At 67.8% G+C, this 17,123-nt stretch carries 16 protein-coding genes and 1 tRNA gene; 6 read left to right on the forward strand and 11 right to left on the reverse strand.

Translation table 11 applies throughout. From position 1 onward, the window contains the following. Positions 1-82: 82 nt before the first annotated feature. The 3 genes from ACIB24_RS14790 to ACIB24_RS14800 all read right to left on the reverse strand — a co-directional run bounded on the left by ACIB24_RS14790 (position 83) and on the right by ACIB24_RS14800 (position 2,711). Complete coding sequence (locus ACIB24_RS14790) at positions 83-1,402, reverse strand: ABC1 kinase family protein (RefSeq protein WP_398281704.1); 1,320 nt, start codon at positions 1,400-1,402, stop codon at positions 83-85. An 11-nt stretch (positions 1,403-1,413) separates the two neighbouring features. Continuing rightward, positions 1,414-2,367: a hypothetical protein gene (locus ACIB24_RS14795; protein ID WP_398281707.1), complete on the reverse strand. Its 954-nt coding sequence runs from the start codon at positions 2,365-2,367 to the stop codon at positions 1,414-1,416. A gap of 185 nt (positions 2,368-2,552) precedes the next feature. Continuing rightward, positions 2,553-2,711, reverse strand: a complete 159-nt coding sequence (locus tag ACIB24_RS14800; RefSeq protein WP_398281710.1) for a DUF5679 domain-containing protein — start codon at positions 2,709-2,711, stop codon at positions 2,553-2,555. A 602-nt stretch (positions 2,712-3,313) separates the two neighbouring features. On the opposite strand from ACIB24_RS14800, the gene ACIB24_RS14805 reads away from it, so the two are divergent. Further along, the gene (locus tag ACIB24_RS14805) at positions 3,314-3,841 is read left to right on the forward strand and encodes a M48 family metallopeptidase (protein WP_398281713.1); all 528 of its coding nucleotides are present in this window, start codon (positions 3,314-3,316) and stop codon (positions 3,839-3,841) included. Between the two features lie 85 nt (positions 3,842-3,926). Here the strand turns inward: ACIB24_RS14805 and ACIB24_RS14810 are convergent, their stop codons facing one another. Further along, positions 3,927-4,481 carry an NUDIX hydrolase gene (locus ACIB24_RS14810; RefSeq protein ID WP_398281716.1) on the reverse strand — a complete coding sequence of 185 codons (555 nt, stop codon included), beginning with the start codon at positions 4,479-4,481 and terminating at the stop codon, positions 3,927-3,929. Further along, positions 4,478-6,046 (reverse strand): zinc-dependent metalloprotease, encoded by a 1,569-nt coding sequence (locus tag ACIB24_RS14815; RefSeq protein ID WP_398281719.1) that lies wholly within the window; start codon positions 6,044-6,046, stop codon positions 4,478-4,480. Before ACIB24_RS14815 ends, ACIB24_RS14810 begins: the two co-directional genes overlap by 4 nt. A 143-nt stretch (positions 6,047-6,189) precedes the next feature. Here ACIB24_RS14815 and ACIB24_RS14820 point away from each other — a divergent pair, with 143 nt between their 5' ends. After that, positions 6,190-7,302 (forward strand): PDZ domain-containing protein, encoded by a 1,113-nt coding sequence (locus ACIB24_RS14820; protein WP_398281721.1) that lies wholly within the window; start codon positions 6,190-6,192, stop codon positions 7,300-7,302. A gap of 12 nt (positions 7,303-7,314) precedes the next feature. Here ACIB24_RS14820 and ACIB24_RS14825 read toward each other — a convergent pair whose 3' ends face one another. Continuing rightward, a complete protein-coding gene (locus tag ACIB24_RS14825; RefSeq protein WP_398281724.1) occupies positions 7,315-7,869 on the reverse strand; it encodes a PPA1309 family protein in 555 nt (184 codons plus the stop codon). Positions 7,870-7,971: 102 nt separating this feature from the next. On the opposite strand from ACIB24_RS14825, the gene ACIB24_RS14830 reads away from it, so the two are divergent. The 4 genes from ACIB24_RS14830 to ACIB24_RS14845 all read left to right on the forward strand — a co-directional run bounded on the left by ACIB24_RS14830 (position 7,972) and on the right by ACIB24_RS14845 (position 12,430). Further along, the gene (locus ACIB24_RS14830) at positions 7,972-10,971 is read left to right on the forward strand and encodes a UPF0182 family membrane protein (RefSeq protein ID WP_398281727.1); all 3,000 of its coding nucleotides are present in this window, start codon (positions 7,972-7,974) and stop codon (positions 10,969-10,971) included. Positions 10,972-11,103: 132 nt separating this feature from the next. Next, positions 11,104-11,177, forward strand: a tRNA-Met gene (locus ACIB24_RS14835). 228 nt (positions 11,178-11,405) lie between these two features. Further along, a complete protein-coding gene (locus ACIB24_RS14840; protein ID WP_398281730.1) occupies positions 11,406-11,744 on the forward strand; it encodes a hypothetical protein in 339 nt (112 codons plus the stop codon). Then, positions 11,741-12,430: a hypothetical protein gene (locus ACIB24_RS14845; RefSeq protein WP_398281733.1), complete on the forward strand. Its 690-nt coding sequence runs from the start codon at positions 11,741-11,743 to the stop codon at positions 12,428-12,430. Before ACIB24_RS14840 ends, ACIB24_RS14845 begins: the two co-directional genes overlap by 4 nt. A gap of 22 nt (positions 12,431-12,452) precedes the next feature. Here the strand turns inward: ACIB24_RS14845 and ACIB24_RS14850 are convergent, their stop codons facing one another. From ACIB24_RS14850 to ACIB24_RS14870, 5 genes are all read right to left on the reverse strand, one after another. Next, positions 12,453-12,908, reverse strand: a complete 456-nt coding sequence (locus ACIB24_RS14850; RefSeq protein WP_398281736.1) for a tyrosine-type recombinase/integrase — start codon at positions 12,906-12,908, stop codon at positions 12,453-12,455. Continuing rightward, positions 12,905-13,597 carry an Arm DNA-binding domain-containing protein gene (locus ACIB24_RS14855; protein ID WP_398281739.1) on the reverse strand — a complete coding sequence of 231 codons (693 nt, stop codon included), beginning with the start codon at positions 13,595-13,597 and terminating at the stop codon, positions 12,905-12,907. The genes ACIB24_RS14850 and ACIB24_RS14855 overlap by 4 nt, the downstream gene beginning before the upstream one ends. Next, positions 13,597-13,788, reverse strand: coding sequence for a helix-turn-helix domain-containing protein (locus ACIB24_RS14860; RefSeq protein WP_398281742.1), 192 nt, complete (start codon positions 13,786-13,788; stop codon positions 13,597-13,599). The genes ACIB24_RS14855 and ACIB24_RS14860 overlap by 1 nt, the downstream gene beginning before the upstream one ends. A gap of 119 nt (positions 13,789-13,907) precedes the next feature. Then, on the reverse strand, positions 13,908-14,543 hold the full coding sequence (locus tag ACIB24_RS14865) for a DUF3631 domain-containing protein (protein ID WP_398281926.1): 636 nt from the start codon (positions 14,541-14,543) through the stop codon (positions 13,908-13,910). A 320-nt stretch (positions 14,544-14,863) separates the two neighbouring features. After that, positions 14,864-16,615 (reverse strand): AAA family ATPase, encoded by a 1,752-nt coding sequence (locus tag ACIB24_RS14870; RefSeq protein WP_398281744.1) that lies wholly within the window; start codon positions 16,613-16,615, stop codon positions 14,864-14,866. Between the last annotated feature and the right edge of the window lie 508 nt (positions 16,616-17,123).

Here is a 17,123-nt window from a genome sequence, read left to right on the forward strand (position 1 = left end):
CACATAGCTCCGCTATGAGGGGCTCCTCGGCCTTGCCGGGCACTCCGCCGGGCGCCTGCTCGCTACGACGGCGAGTCTGCAGTCATGCCCTCTCAGCATTGAAACCCGGCAGCCACTGCGACAGGACCTCGGGCACCGGGACGTCGCCGTCGATCTGGCACAGCACGGCGACCCCACCGACCCAGACGCGGTGGATCAGCAGGTACTCCGGCGGCAGGTTGAGCTTCAGGCCCATCGTCCACTGCGGCCGGCGGGGGTCGTTGACATGCTGGAACAGCGACCGCATCCAGGCGCGCTCGAAGCGCCAGACCGGGTGGCGGGCCGGTTCGAGGAAGGGTTCGAGGTAGCTCAACAGGGCAGCGCCGTCGATCTGGATCGCCGGCTTGATGAAGCCCTCCCGGCGCAGCCCGGCCACCACGGCCTCGCCCTCACCGGCCAGCGCGAGGGTGAGCAGCTCGCCGATCACCGGGGGCATCCCGTCGGGCAGGTGCTTCACCGCGCCGAAGTCGAGGATGCCGAAGCGCCCGTCGTCGGTCAGCCGGTAGTTGCCCGGATGCGGGTCCGCGTGCAGGAGCCCGGCCCGGGCGGGCCCGGCGAACAGGAACTCCAGGTAGTGCCGGGCCGCCGCGTCGCGGTCGGTGCGCGAACCCCGGGCGATCAGGCTCGACAGCGGCTGGCCGTCGATCCACTCGCTCACGATGACGCGCTTCCCGGCGGCCACCACCTCGGGCACGACGAACACCGGGTCGCCGCGGAACGCCTCGGCGAACGTGCGCTGGTTGGCCGCCTCGCGCTCGTAGTCGAGCTCCTCGACCATCCGCTCCTTGAGCTCGGTGAGGATCGGCTTGATGTCGAGCCCGGGGATCCAGCTGGCCGCCACCCGGCCCACCCGGGTCACCTGGTTGAGGTCCGAGACGAGCGCCTCGGCGGCGCCCGGGTACTGGATCTTCACAGCGACGGCCCGGCCGTCCGACCAGATCGCCCGGTGCACCTGGCCGATCGAGGCGGCCGCGGCGGGCGTGTCGTCGAAACTGGTGAACAGGTCGCGCCAGCCCTCGCCCAGCTCCTCGCGCAGCACCGTGTGCACCGTCGTCGCGGGCAGCGGGGGAGCGGCGTCCTGCAGGCGGGTGAGCGTGGCCCGGTACGGCCCGGCCAGCTCCTCGGGCAGCGCGGCCTCGAAGATGCTCAGCGCCTGGCCGAACTTCATCGCCCCGCCCTTGAGCTCGCCGAGCACCGTGAACATCTGCTCGGCGGTGCGGGCCCGCATCTCGGCGGCGACCATCTCGGCGGGCTTGCCGCCCAGGCGCTTGCCGATGCCCCAGGCGGTGCGACCCGCGATGCCCAGGGGCAGCGTGGCGAGCTTGGCCGACCGGGTCAGGGCGCGGCGCGGGAGGTCGGTCACGTCGGCCATTCTTACTCAGCCCGGGCTCGGGCGCCGGGTACGCCGGGCAGTCGGGTGCAGCCGCAGCGCGGATGGACGCCCCACGGACGGCGGGCCGCGAGCCCGTCGGGCAACGTGACCTCGAGGGTGGCGCCCCGCGCGGCCGGCGGGCCCACCCCGTCGAGGGCGCGCCCGTCCAGGAACGTGAGCACCTGGACGGCGGCCAGCCCGGCCCCGAGGGTGCTCAACGCCGTCTCCTCCACGCACCAGGCGGCGGGGCGGCGGGAGCGCTCGGCGAGCAGCTGTTCGACGGTGCGCGGCCAGACCCCGTCGCGGTCGGTGCGGTGCAGGTCGAGGCAGCGCAGGCACGGCCCGTCGCCCGGCACGACCAGCGGCCCGACGAGCACCTCGGCCTCCCGGACCACGACCGACAGGTGTGCCACGTCGGCGCTGACCAGGACGTCGGTGGCCGGGGCGTCGGCGACCCCGGGTTCGACCAGGACGACCAGGTCGGGACGGTTCAGCCCGAGGTGGGCCCGACCGCGCACCCGCTCGACGGTCCCGATGCCGGCGCCGGACAGCGTGCGCAGAACGTCGTCGACCAGCTGGCCCCGCCCGCGGACCTCGACCCGCAGGCCGGCGCGGTGGGCGAGGAGCCGGTGGCCGCCGTCCGGGCTGCCGTGCACCAGCGACCAGACGGCGGCGTCGCCGACCGGCTCCGCCGCAGCGGTCCCGTTCTCGACCCGCTCGAGCACGCCGGCCCGGTCGAGCAGTTGCAGCAGGCGTCGACCCTGGGGCTCCAGCCGTTGCGGGCGCACCGGGCGGGCCTTGGCCAACCGGGAGATCAACCGGGCGTCGGCCGCGGCCAGCCCGTGCACCTGGACGCCGAAGCGCCCCGACAGGCCGATCTGCACCGCCTCCGGCCCCACCCACGTGCAGGCCAGGCCCCGGCGCAGACCCACCCGCGCTCCCGTCGTCCCCGTCATGCGTTCAAGCCTGGCACGCCCGGCGGGGCGATCCGCCCGTCGTCCACAGGCGTCCGTCGTCCACAGGCGCAAAGCCCGAAGGGGCCGGACGGGATCGCTCCCGCCGGCCCCTTCGAGGCTCGGTGTGCCCTGGGTCAGGCCTTCCCGAGGTTGCCGTTCTGGTTGGTGCCGGAGAAGCCGCGCACTTACGCCTTGCCGAGGATGCGGTTCAGGTTGGTGCCGCACACGGGGCACTTGCCCTTGGCCATGCGGCGGCCGTTGGTCTCCACGACGTTGCCGGTCGCCTGACGCTTCTCCTTGCACTTCACGCAGTAGAACTCACCGCTGTAGGTCTCGTCGGCCATGCTGACTCCCTGCTCGTAACGACTGATCGGGTGCCCGTCGCGCGTCCGCAGACCCGGCTCCTGGAAGACGGCGCCTGACGGCGGCTGGGTCTGGGCTTCTACTACCCCCGCGCGCCGGACGGGACACGACAGTAGCCCAGCACGCGGGCGAGCGAGAATTGCGCGGGCCGACGGCGCGTCGCAGCACGAAACCGCAGGTCCGAAACGGGTCGGACCGGTCGTAAACGGGCGGCGGCCGCAGCGCGGCGGGCAACCAGACGGCTCGGGCGGACGCTTCGCACCTTCCCCAGCACGTGCGCCCCGGCCCGAGCCGTGCGATCACGGTATGGGGCGCCTGAGATGAGGGTCAACGGCTGTGTCCACAGGGGGTGTGGACAACTCGCCACTTCCCGTGGAGAGGGGCCCTCGGGCTGTGGGCGACGGGGGCACGGACTGTGCATGAGGCGTTGACACTCGGCCACCGCGACGCGCCGGACACCATCGATCATGCCGCTGACCTGCGACGCATTCCGTTCCCAGGCTGTGGACAGAAGTTTTTTGGCCGGTCCGGCCGGTACGGTTCGTCCGTGGACGAGGTTCCGCGGCCTGCGCATGATCGACCCGTGCAGGACCTGCCGGTCGAGGTCCGCCGTAGCCGCCGGCGGAGGAGCACGGTCACGGCGTACCGGGACGCCGATCGCGTCGTCGTGCTCATCCCGGCCCGGTTCAGCGTGGCCCAGGAACGCGAGTGGGTCGGCCGGATGATCGCCCGGCTGAGCGCCCAGGAACGTCGCCGCCGACCCGGGGACGACGAGCTGATGAGGCGGGCCCGGTCGCTCTCGCAGAAGTACCTCGGCGGCCTGGCCCGGCCCGCGTCGGTCGCCTGGGCGGCCAACCAGAACAGCCGCTGGGGGTCGTGCACGCCGTCCGACCGGACCATCCGGCTGAGTACCCGGCTGCGCGGAATGCCTTCCTGGGTGATCGATTACGTGCTGCTGCACGAGCTCGCGCACCTGCTCGAGGGCGGGCACGGGCCGAAGTTCTGGGCGCTGCTGGAGGCCTACCCGAAGACCGAGCGGGCCCGCGGCTTCCTCGACGGCGTGGCCGCCGCGCGTGACCTGCCGCCCTTCGACGACGACGAGGCCCTCTGAAGTCGATCATGCAGAAACCTCGCCTTGCGCGTCGGCGAGGTGTGCACCCACCTGTGCCGGACGCGAGGTTTCTGCATGATCGACTTCAGAGGGCTGCGCGGGCGGCGGCCACCAGTTCGTCCACGCCGCCGGCCCGGTCCGGGGGCAGCGCGTCGACCGGCCACCACGCGACCTGCGGGGTCTCGTCGCTGGGCCGGGGCACCTGGTCGGCCGAGGCCACCAGCACGAACTGCACGTCGAGGTGCCAGTCGACCACCCCCGGCGCACAGGGCGCCGGGTGCCGGCTGAGCAGCACGGGCTCGGGCCGGACGACGCCGCTCAGGCCGGTCTCCTCGCCCGCCTCCCGGGCGGCGGCCTCGGCCAGGCTCGCGTCACCGCCCTCGATGTGGCCGCCGGGCTGCAGCCACAGACCCACCTTGCGGTGCAGGATCAGGCAGGTCTGCGTGCCGTCCTCGCTGAGCACGGCGGCCGAGGCGGTCAGGTGCGACGGGGCCCGCTCACGGGTCAGCAGCGCCGGCCCGACGCGCTCCAGCAGGGCTGACCACGCCTCGCGTTCGAACCGGGCCTCCGGCGAGCCTCCCGGGGCGGAGGAGAGGACCCGGCGGACGTCGTCCACCAGGCCCTGGTCCGGGCCGCTCACCCGGCCGGCGGCGGAGGGGTGTCCCCCTCGGGCGGGCCCTCGGCCGGTCCGTCGCCCAGGCCGCCGTCCAGCATCCTGGCCAGCTCGTCGTCGATGTCGTCCGTCGCGTCGGTCCGGGTGGCGAAGCCGACCGGGTCCGCGAACGCCGTCTCGTCGGGCGTGATGTCGGGGTGCGACCACAGGGCGTCGCGCCCCGACGACCCGCGGGCCTCCGTCAGCTCGTGCCAGACGGCCGCGGCCTCGCGCAGCCGGCGCGGCCGCAGCTCCAGGCCGACCAGCGACGCGAACGTGTGCTCCGCGGGGCCACCCGCGGCCCGGCGCCGGCGCATCGCCTCGCCCATCGCGACGGCGTGCGGCAGGGACCCCGCGGCGGCCCGCTCCACCACCTCGTCGGTCCAGCCCTCGACCAGGGCCAGCGCCGTCTCCATCCGGTCCAGCGCGGCCTGCTGCTGCGGCGTCCGCTCTGGCTCGAAAAGGTCTGAGGCGAGAGCGTTCTGGAGCGATTCGACGTTGCTGGGGTCGATCTCGCGGACCGCCGACTCGATGGTGCTCATGTCGATCGTGATACCGCGCGCGTACTCCTCCACGGCGGCCAGCAGGTGGGCCCGCAGCCACGGCACGCCGGCCACCAGCCGGGCGTGCGCCGCCTCGCGCAGCGCCAGGTAGAGCCGGACCTCGTCCTCCGGCAGGCCCAGGCCCTCGCCGAACGCGGCCAGGTTCGTCGGCAGCAGCGCCGCGCGACCCGCGGGCAGCAGCGGCAGGCCGATGTCGCCACCGCCGATGACCTCGCGGGACAGCGCCCCGAGCGCCTGACCCAGCTGGGCGCCGAAGAACGCGCCGCCCATCCGCTTCATCATGGGCAGCGCGTCGCCCAGCACCGCCTGCAGCTGCTCGGGCGCCTGCGCGGTGAGCGCCTTGCCCATCGCCTCGCCCACGCTGTTGGCGACGGGCTCGACGACGACCTTCCAGACCGGCAGCGTGTTCTCGATCCACTCCGCGCGGCTCCACGCCTCGGTCCGGGCCGACGCCGCGGGCAGGTCGCACACCCGGTCCAGCCAGAGGTCCGCGGTGCGCAGCGCCTCCGCCACCTGGCGGTGCGCGATCTCCCCGACGCTCGGGTCACCCCCCTCCGCGGCGGCCTGCCGCGCGAGCTGCGCGGCGACGTCCCAGTTGACCGGGCCGTCCCCGCCGCCGGCCAGCATCTGCTGCACCGAGCTGAGCATCTGCTGCAGCATCTGCGGGTCGTTCATCCCGGGCAGGTTCTCGAACCCCGGCGGCAGGTTCTCGGCGAACTCCGGCGGCAGTTGGCCCCCGGGGCCGAGCATCGCGTCGAGCAGCCCGCCCAGCGGGTCGCCCGTCGGCTGGCCGGCCTGGTCCTTGGGGGTGTCGTCGCCGCCCGGGAGTCGCTTGCCGAACCCGATCCCCATCTGCTGCTCCGGAGGGTTCGGCCGGTCGGCCGGCCTCTCGGTGGGCGTCTCCTCGGCCGAGGCGTCCCCGGACTCGGCCCGCTCAGGCTCACCAGGTACCTCTCGGTCCTCGTCGCCTTCGCCGGGCTGGTCCGTCATGGCTGTACCTCACCGCCGGGTCTCATGTATCCAGTGTGTCGCTGGCGATCCGCTTCTGCCCGTTCATCATCGCTCCGCGCCATCCCCGACGGTCAAGCCGGGGGTACCCGCGTTCGCCCTCGGCTGATGCGTACCCTTGCCCGGTGACCGAGCCGTGGGACGCACACGCCCCGGACGACCCCCGGTACGCGCCGGTGGGGGAGGTCCCGCCGCCGCAGCCGTCGACGGTCATCTCGGTGCTCGCCGGGTTCGCCGGGCTCCTGCTGCTGTGCGTGGCGATCCTGCTGCCCACCGACTACGTCGTCCTGAAGCCCGGTCCGGTGCTGAACACCCTCGGCGCCTACGACGGCACGCAGCTGATCACGATCACCGGCCACGCGACGTACCCGACCAGCGGGCAGCTCGACATGACGACCGTGCGCACCATGGGCGCCCCCGGCTCGCGGGTCAGCCTGATCTCGGTCGCCCTGGCCTGGCTGCGCCCCTCGGAGTCGGCCGTGCCGCGCGAGCTGTACTACCCGAAGGACGAGAGCGCCGAGGAGATCGAGCAGCAGGACCAGGCGATGATGGTCGACTCGCAGGAATCGGCGGCCGTCGCGGCCCTCGTGTCGCTGGGCGTCTCGGTGCCCGCGGACCTGGCCGTGGCCGGCGTCCGCCCCAAGACCCCGGCGACCGGCTGGTTCACTTACGGCGACGTGATCCAGGCCGTGGGCGGCGTCCGGGTGGTGTCGATCCGGGCCCTCAAGGCCCAGATCCGGGCGGTTCGGCCGGGCCGGTCGGTCACGTTCACGGTGCTGCGGGCCGGTCAGGCGGTCAGGGTCGCGGCCACCAAGCCGGCCTCCGCCGGCAACGACTGGTTGCTGACCGACCTGTACATCGACGCCCGCTACCAGCTGCCGTTCACCGTCACGTTCGGGCTGAAGGACGTCGTCGGGCCCAGCGCCGGGCACATGTTCGCGCTCGGGGTGATCGACAAGCTGACGGCCGGCGACATGACCGGCGGGAAGCGGATCGCCGGCACCGGCACGATCGACGCCGCGGGGAACGTGGGCGCGATCGGGGGCATCCGGCAGAAGCTGGTCGGTGCCCGACGGGCCGGCGCCCAGTACTTCCTGGCCCCGGCGGCCAACTGCAACGAGGTCGTCGGGCACGTGCCCGACGGGCTGCAGGTGGTGAAGACGGCGACGCTGAAGCAGTCGCGCGGCTACGTCGCGAAGATCGCGGCGGGGCAGGCTGCCGGGCTGCCGACCTGCTGAGCTGCCCGCTGCTCAGATGAGCGTCGCGGCGACGATGTCGGCCAGGGCCGGCACGAGCGTCGGACCGACCACCACCTTGTCGTCGCTGTCGTGGTCGCGGGCGCGGACCGCGCATGAGCGCGGGCCGGAGCGCAGCACCGCGGCGGCCATCCGCACGTCCCGGCGGGAGGGGTGGTCGGCGAGGATCGCGGCGGCGGCCGCCTCGTCGTCCGGCAGGTCCTTCTCGACCTCGGGCGGGACGACGGACCGCTCGACCACCACGGCCGCCCCGTCGACCGAGTCGGGCCAGGAGATGCCCGCCAGCAGGTCGCTGAGCGTCTCGGCCTCCGGCAGGTTCTCCTGCTCGACGGCTGTGAGGTGCTCGGGGTCGGCGCGGGCGGCGTCCAGGACGTCGGGGGGCAGGCGCTCGGCGAGGCTCCCGTCGCGCTCCAGCGCACCCGCCGTCCGGACCAGGGCGAACAGCCGCACCGGACCGTCCCAGCCCGCCAGCGACGCGTGCCGCTCGAGTTCCACCACGACACGGTTCACAGCCTGTGTCGCCGGGTCGGGGAGTTCGGTGCCGTTCACCAGTGCATCCTCACGCCCGCATCCTATGAACCTGTAGTTATCGGGACCGTTATCGGGTCATGAGTGGGGGAACCCTGGCGACGATGAGTAAGTTCTCGTTGCGTGACCTTCGAGCGTGAGCCACGTGGCCCGCGGCCCGTCCTGAACCGTCGACGTCGGGGCGCGCTCGCGCCGACCCTCGTCGTGGTCGGCGTGCTGATCATCCTCGGGCTGATCTTCGCCCAGATCTGGACCGACGTGCTGTGGTACCAGCAGCTCGGCTACCTCCAGGTGTACCGGACCGAGCTGTTCACCCGGGCGGTGCTGTTCGTCGTCGGCGGCGTCGTGATGGGGCTGGCCGTCGGCAGCAGCCTGCTGATCGGGTACCGCAGCCGGCCGATCTACGCGCCGGTCTCCGCCGAGCAGGCCGGGCTCGACCGGTACCGCGACAGCATCGAGCCGCTGCGCCGGCTGGTGGCCGTGGCCGTGCCGGTCGTGATCGGGCTGTTCGCCGGGTCGGCCGCCGGGCAGCAGTGGCAGACCGTGCAGTTGTGGCTGCACAGCACGTCGTTCGGCACGAAGGACCCGCAGTTCCACCTCGACGTGTCGTTCTTCGTGTTCACGCTGCCCTGGCTGCAGTTCCTCGTCGGCTTCCTGACCGCGGCCACGTTCCTGGCCGGCCTGGCCGCGGGCGTGACGCACTACCTGTACGGCGGGCTGCGGTTGCAGGGCGGCGGGCAGCGGCTGACGTCGGCCGCCCGCGTACACCTGTCGGTGCTGGCCGCGATCTTCCTGCTGCTGCGCGGCATCGGCTACTGGCTGGGGCGGTACGCCCTGTCCACCAAGGACTCCCGGCTGATCACCGGTCTGACCTACACCGACGCCAACGCGGTCCTGACCGCGCGGGGAGTGCTGGCCGGCATCGCTGTCCTCGTGGCCGTGCTGTTCCTCGTCACCGCGTTCATGGACCAGTTCCGCCTGCTCCCGCTGTACGGCGTGGCGCTGCTCGTGGTCTCGGCGATCGTGGTCGGCGGCATCCTGCCCGCGGGGGTGCAGCGGTTCAAGGTCACCCCGAACGCGCAGGCCCTGGAGCGCAAGTACATCCAGCACAACATCGACGCGACGCGCGCGGCGTACGGGTTGAGCAACGTCCAGTCGGAGAACTACGACGCGACGACGGACGCCGAACCTGAGGCCCTGCGCAAGGACGCCGACACGGCCAGCGGCATCCGGCTGGTCGACCCGTCGCTGGTCAGCGACACGTTCCGCCAGCTGCAGCAGATCAAGCAGTACTACTCGTTCCCCGACAGCCTCGACGTCGACCGCTACGACATCGACGGCCAGACGCAGGACGCCGTCGTCGCCGTGCGCGAGCTCGACCTGGACCAGCCGGCGCTCACCTCGCAGCGCAACTGGGTCAACGACCACATCGTCTACACCCACGGGTTCGGCCTGGTCGGCGCCTACGGCACGCAGAGCACGCCGGGCGGCCAGCCGGTGTTCTTCCAGCAGGACATCCCCTCCACCGGGAAGTTGAAGCCCTACGAGCCGCGGGTGTACTTCGGCGAGAAGTCGCCCGACTACTCGATCGTCGGTGGCGCGGCGAACGGGCCGAAGCGCGAGCTCGACTACCCGGACGACTCGGGTACCAACGAGGTGAACACGACCTACGCCGGCGCCGGTGGCGTGAAGATCGGTTCGCTGTTCCGGAAGCTGTTGTACGCCATCAAGTTCCGGGAGCAGAACATCCTGCTCTCCAGCGCCGTGAACGACCAGTCGAAGATCATGTACGACCGCAGCCCGCGCGAGCGGGTGCAGAAGGTCGCGCCGTTCCTGACTCTCGACGGCGACCCGTACCCGGCGGTCATCGACGGTCGGATCAAGTGGATCGTCGACGGCTACACGACGTCGGCCAACTACCCGTACTCCCGCTCGAAGGTGCTGGAGGAGGCGACGTCCGACTCCATCACCGCGCTGCCCAGCAGCAGCGTGGTGGCGCTGGACAACCGGCGGATCAACTACATCCGCAACTCGGTGAAGGCGACCGTCGACGCCTACGACGGCTCCGTGACCCTCTACAGCTGGGACCAGAAGGACCCGGTGCTGAAGTCGTGGGAGAAGATCTTCCCCGGCGCGGTGCAGCCGCAGGCGAAGATCGACAGCCAGCTCATGAGTCACATCCGTTACCCGGAGGACCTTTTCAAGGTTCAGCGGGACCTGATGCAGACCTACCACGTGACCGACGCCAACGGCTTCTACAGCGGGCAGGACTTCTGGGAGGTTCCCGACGACCCGACCCGCAACACGAACTCGTTGCAGCCGGCCTACTACCTGACCCTGCAGATGCCGGGGCAGGACCAACCCACGTTCTCGTTGTCCACGGCGTTCGTGCCCAAGGGGCGCACCCGCAACGTGCTGACGGGATTCATGGCGGTCGACGCCGACGCCGGCGACACCCCCGGCCAACCGCGCCCCGGGTACGGACAGTTCAGGCTGCTGAAGCTGCCGAGCGACTCGCCGGTGTCCGGGCCCGGGCAGGTGCAGAGCAACTTTAACTCCGACACCGAGGTGGCCCAGCAGATCAAGCTGCTGGAGGGCACCAGTTCGACGGTCGAGAGAGGCAACCTGCTCACGTTGCCGTTGGCCGGCGGCCTGCTCTACGTGCAACCGGTCTACGTGCGCGGTGGCAGCGGAACGGGCACCGGCACGTTCCCGCTGCTGCGCAAGATCGTGGTCGGCTTCGGCAGCGAGATCGGGTTCGCCGACACCCTCGCCGACGCGCTGGACCAGGTGTTCGGGAACTCCTCCGGGACGGGGTCCGGGACCGGCACCGGGACCGGGGGCACCGGCTCGGGCGGGACGGCGGGCAACACGGCCCTGCAGAACGCCCTGGACGACGCCCAGCAGGCTCTCGCGGACAGCGACGCGGCGCTGAAGAAGGGCGACTTCACGGCCTACGGAGCGGCGCAGAAGCGACTCCAGCAGGCCATCGAGGCCGCCATCGCCGCCGAGGACGCCGCGTCCAAGGCCAGGACCACCCCGTCCGCGTCCGCGTCCGCTTCCGCCACGCCTCGGGCGTCGGCGTCGGCGTCGGCCACCCCGAGAGCGAGCGCCAGCCCGTAACGCCTTCAAGATCACCGGCTCGGTGCGCGGATCCGCAGTTCGACCCGCAGTTCGTGCACCGAGTCGGCGATCTTGGTCCTGACCAGCCGATTTGGTGGGCTGGACGGGGGTGTGTAACGTTGGGTTCACCGACGCGGGGTGGAGCAGCTCGGTAGCTCGCTGGGCTCATAACCCAGAGGTCGCAGGTTCAAATCCTGCCCCCGCTACAAATGAAAGTGCAGGTCAGAGGCCCTGTCCGGTTCGCCGGGCGGGGCCTTTGGTCGTTGCGGAAGCGCCAGTGTGCACGGATCTGTGCACGGCAGGTGACTTGAGCGCCCGGAGGCCGCCATCTTGCTAGTCCTGAGAGCGGACCCGCCGACCAGAACCCCTGGACGGCACCTTGGACCTTCTCCTGACCTGGCCAATGTGATGCGGAAGCGGTCTAGCATTCTCGAATGCAGACGGGGACCTCGATCTTGGGCCCGCTCGCGGTGCTCACTGCGGCGATTATTGCCCTGCTCGGTGTCGGTGCCACTGTCAGACAAAAGTCCAAGACTGACCGCCGTGAGCAATGGTGGAAGAGGGCAGAGTGGTCGCTCGACCAGATTTTTCATACAGACGAGGCTCGTCAGCGCGTTGGCTTCGCTGTACTTCTCGTTCTCGCGGACAGCAGACTTGCTACGAGTGAGGAGTTTGCACTCCTCGATGCGGCCGCCGACGTCGTGATCGACTCGGCGGAAATCAATGAGGAAGACCAAGATGAGGATCATGACGGTGGATTGGGGCGCTCATGACTGAGCCGGCCCAGGAAGCGGGGGCGCGCTCTCGGCGCGCGGCAGCTGGGGGAACGCGCACGGCGATTGTCGTAAGCAATGACCCGGACCTCACCCGCAAGATCTCTGATCTGATCGCTGCGGTTCATGCTGACAGCATCATCTTAACGATTCCGGAATATGAGGAAGCAATCCCAATCCTTGGAGAAACGACGGCCGGATTGGTGGTTATTGATACCGCAATGATTGATTGGGAAGCGGGAATGGACGCCATCAGGCCCTTCACTCGCTCGCCGAACTGGTCGCCGTTCTTATTTATCGTGCGAGAAGGCGTCAATGGAGAAAAAGAGAATCTCTTAGCTCAGGCAACCAAGATGGGCCGTCGCAGCATTGTTCATGTTGATGACGATGAGGTAGCAATCTCGGCAAGGATCGGGGACGCCTTCGCGTGGGGAGCTTCGATGCGTGCCATCTTGGAAGATGCCCCTGTACCCAGCCTACTTGCAGCCGACCGAGGCAGCTCCGTGACAACTGACGTCTTGTCCCCGACGATCGGGCAGGATCTAGATTCGTCTAGATTTGGCCCCGGTACCGTGGCCGCCGCTTCGGTTTTAAAAGAAAAGGTGGCGGAACGGCGGAGAGGTATGCGCAATACCCTAGTCGCTCGTGGTTGGCGAGTCCCTTGGCGGCATGCTTCAGGAGAATGATCGGTCGAAGCGAGATTGCTAGTCACGGCGACCCAAGGATTACGCTGGCGATTTCGGCTGCAGCTTCCTGATCCATGCCCTCGACGACGTGACTGTAGGTTTGAAGGGTGAATGCTACGGAGGCGTGGCCCAGGCGTTCACTGACGATCTTGGGGTGAACGCCTGCCTTCAGCGCGACCGTGGCGTAGGAGTGCCGGACATCGTGCAGGCGGATGAAAGGCAGGCCGGCTGAACGCGAGAGCTTGAAGAATCTGTCGGTGATGGTCTGCGGATGCAGAGCGTTGCCGTCCGGCCAGCAGAACAGAAGCGGGGAGTGGTGCCCGACCTCGCGACGTTCTTTCCTCCAGCGAGTCAGATGCGAGCGCAGTGCCTCGACTGTCATGGGGTCGAGCGCAAGCGTGCGGTAACCCCGGTTGGTCTTGGGCTCGGACGTCGCCGCCCGACCGTGAACGACGACGCGCGGGACGGCCGGCGTCACACGCGCCCGCCGAAGGTCGATGTCTTCCCACGCAGCCCCGCCAGCTCGCCCCGCCGTAGGCCCGTGGTGGCCACCAGGAGCCACAGCGCGTAGAACCGATCGTCCTGCACGTACTCGACGAACGTGCGCAGCTGCTCGGCCGTCCAGACGGTTCGCTTGCGCCCGTGGCCGGCGGGCGGCTCGGCATCCTCGGCCGGGTTGCGCGGCAGGTAGCCCCACTTCACGGCATCCCGTAGGGCCCGGCGGAGCATCACGTGCACGTTGCGCACCGTCTTGGGTGCGAGGCCGGTTGGGCCGCCCGGAACCTTGCGCACGCGGCCCTCGGCGAGCAGGTGCGAGTACGGGAGGTTGATCCGCACCGGGGTCAGATCCTGTAGCGCCGTTGCGCCGATGATCGGGCTCACGTAGGCGTCTCGGTAGTCGCGGTAGTTGGCCCAGGTGGTCGGTCGGATGCGCCCGTCGATTGCCTTTACCCACTCGTCGAGGAACGCGGCGACGGTCATGCGCGACGGCTTCACGTGCCGGCCCTGCTCGGCGGCTGTCATGGCCTCACGCATGGCTGCTTCGGCTTCCTTGCGTGTGCCGAAGCCGCTCTTGCTCGGCTGACGCCGGCGCCCTGTCAGAGGGTCCGGTTCGAGGTCGAACCGGTAGGCCCAGACTGAGCCGCGCCTGTACACGTTGCCCTTCATCAGAGATCACCCATGTCCAGGAGCGCCGCGCTTTTCACGTACACGCGCCCGCCAAGACGCTTGCTGGGTAGCTCGCCGGACGCGGCGAGCCGGTAGGCGGCGGCCCGGCTGATGCCGAGCAGCTGGGCCGCGCGTGGCACGGAGACGAGCAGGGGGAGGCCTTCGAGGTCGCGGGCGGGGGACGTGGTCACGATCGGTTCTCCTTCATGGTTGGCCGAGCTGTGGTCGTGTGAGGTGGGGTGAGCGGTCCTAGCCGTCCCAGGCGTTGCATTGCTGGTCAGGCTGGGACGGCTCGGATCGTTGGGACGGCTCAAGCCGTCCCGCTGGTGAAGCCGTCCCGCGCTGACCTGCGGTGATGAGGCTGGGACGGGTGGGACGGCTCTCCCTCGGGGATTGGGAGGTCGAGGACGTCGCCGGGCGCGTTTTCGGGGGCCGGCACCGACGTCAGGGGGAGGGGTGGGCAGTAGCGGGCCCAGGCGTCGAGGAAGTCGACGCGCTGGTATCCCTTGGCCTGGCTGCCGTCGGGGAATCGGATGTTTGACGAGCGGATGTCGTACTCGCGCAGCAGGTTGCCGAGCTTCATGGCGGTCAAGCCGGTGGGCCCGTAGTCGGCCCACGGTGCCTCGGGGTCGGCCTTCAGCCGTTCGAGCAGGACGCCGGTCGGCAAGGCGTTGATGGCGACGGCCAGGCCGAAGGCGGCCCGGCAGTCGATGAGCAGTCGGACCCGGTGGCCGACGTCGGCGGAGGCCTCGTGGTCGGCGGTGAGGTGGACGGCGGCGTGCCGGGCGCGCTCGGGCCAGTCGCCGCCGGCAAGGTCGGCGACGGCGATGAGGGGTTCCCAGGTGTCGGCGGCGCGGTCCTCGACGGGCATGACGGCCTCGGCCGCCTCCAGCTCGGCCGCGTGACCGGCCAGCCATTCGTTGAGCTGCTGGCCCAGGGCGCGCAGCCGGTAGCTCGGCGAAGGGTTTCACTCAGTATGGTTGGCCCGGCAAGTGGCGCGGTTACCGTGAGGAATTGATGCGTCGGTGGCAGCTCACTGCATCAAGAACTTAGAGCGAAATTGTGGTGGCCGGGCACTGAAAGTAAATATCGCTCAATGGTAGTGGTGCAGCCGTGTCCGAGGCGCTCCTTCACGATTTGGAGATCAGCGTCACCGGCGAGTAGCCACTTAGAGTGCCGTCCTCAATGTGTATCAGCAGCTTGGCGACCATGCGTTCAGCGAGCTTCACCTGACGTCCGGCCCTACGGATTGTAGGTTTATGCTCTCTACTTCGAGAAGGTGTCGAAAATATCGAGGATCTCGTCAAATATCCCTAAGTTGCTTCGGGTGGCTTCGCGTACGTAGAGGTTCTTGGCTCGTCCTAGCGTTAAGCCCACCTGTGAAGCAAATCTTCCCAAGATCGGCTTTCCGGGTATGAGGCGCTTCCATTCTTCCCCGCTATCCAGTGATCGCTCCAATTGAGCGTAGATGCGAGCTACATGTTCTTGGATTTTATCGTCACTCAGGACGTCGTTTATTCGGGCAGTTTCGTTCTGAGCGCGCTCCAAAATCAAGCTGACCGTTTCGTTTACGGTCTTGTTATGGGCGTTCTTTGGCATGAGACTGGCGTTTCCAACGGCCAAGCGCAGATCGTGGCTCACTTTAAGTGCGCATGCGTACGAGAGAACGTCGCGTGCAATAGAAGAAAGAAGCTCGCGGACCTCGACCGGGTCTGCAAGCTTTGAATCTTCTTGATCTAGGTCTCTGAATATTCTTGCCCAGACGTTCTCGTCCAAGAAGTAGTTTTCAAGATGATAGCGAGGAAGCACCCGTAGGCGATCTTGTTCTTGGGCCTTGGTCTTTTCGTCAGTTCCTGCGGGCTCTGTATCGCCATCGACCAGCATAAAGAAGTCGACGCCCCACATAGTCTTCTCGAGAATGTTCTTGTAGACAGTCTCAAAGGATTTGATGCCACTCTTGCCACCCGACGGGACCAAGACGAGTTCGGGATGTCTGTCTCGAATTATGCTTCCGTATGTTTGCTTATCTAGACTGGATTCGAGCCCTTCGATTAAGACTATGCGACGACCGAGCGAAATAATTCCTATCGATTGTCCAAGTAGTTGAAGTGCTTGGTTCGTCTCGTCGGTTTCGCTGACAGGAATGGCTTGGTTTTGAAAGGCGCCGGCCGCATCGAGCTTCGGTGGGGCAAGGAAGATGACCGTGTGATCGAGCGAGCTGGTAATAATGTCCGGAGAATGTGTGGTCAAAATAAACTGGTTCCGCTCTCCGATGGTTTGAAGAGCCTGTAGCATCTTGTAACTTAGTTCAGGATGTAAATGTAGCTCCGGTTCATCAAAGAATACGATGCAGTCAGTTGGCTTTCTGAGCAGGAAATCGAAAGCAATATTGACGACTTCTCTTTCGCCTGAACTCAGGGCGTCGAAATCAAATATGGAGTCATTTACCTTGAATTCAAGGCGTTGAGTCCTTGGTGAAGGGTCGACCAGCGACTTCGGTCCAAGAAGTGTTGTGAAGACCTCTTTGAAGGGTTCCATTGGATCCGCAAATTGCAGACGCATTTCTTCGTGACCTTGGCGGCGTAGTTGGATGGCGCGGGTAGCAATGCTGCCCCGCTGCGCCTCAATCATTCGATACATGGCGTGAACAGTGTCCTGGAATCGGTCTTTCATTGCATTGAAGGTCAGGTCCCATGACATCACCTCTTCAGCGGGATCTTGCATGTCCCAACTGAAAGAGAGGGGCTGCAGGTTCTGAATGGTCCTATTGCTCTCGAAATTGACTAGACTGCTGGACCAATTTCTCCGCGTCCGGTTGGCCTGTAATGTTGCGCGAAGAATATTTAAATCTACAGGGTCAGTAAGATCCAGTAGAGATTTTCCCCATGCCGTTCTTTCAGCCTCAACGGTTGCCTCTATTACAATGCGCGAGCCAGGATTGAGATTGGCGCCTCGCAGGGTATTTAGAATGTGCTGCAAAAGTCTGGTCTTGCCAACGCCATTGGGTCCGGCTACCACGACAATATCTGACAGGTCGGCGACATCGAAACGATACGTTGGAGGAACGTCTCTAATTGAGATTGATTTGAAGCGCATTGTTGTAGATCCCCCTTAGAGTTGGACTTGTAGCCTATCGGTAGAGAGGCCTATGTCTGCAACTTGCGCTGCCCATAGATGGCGTTATTGGGGCGTGCGGGTTGTCGCACCGCCAGCCAAGGCACCGAAGACCATTCCCGCCGGACTGGGTCACCTATTGGGTCAGCTCGAGCCCGGTGATCTGGGCGCGTGGCAGGCCACGGACATGGGCTCCACCCCAACGGGTGCCTCCATCAATGTTCACGTCGGTGCCAACCGGGATCCAGTTCTTCTGTGGGCCAAGACTAGTCCAGATCATTAGGCGCACTGCAGGCTAATATCCGACCCTCAGGCTAGGAGGCGGCCCAACCCGCAACCTGGACCTAGGCGAAGACCGAATGTGTAAGAACCCGAGGGCTGGACCGGCAAGCAGGTCCAGAAGTCATGCGCC

Source organism: Spongisporangium articulatum (genome assembly GCF_044465595.1).
Classification (GTDB): domain Bacteria; phylum Actinomycetota; class Actinomycetes; order Actinomycetales; family Kineosporiaceae; genus Spongisporangium; species Spongisporangium articulatum.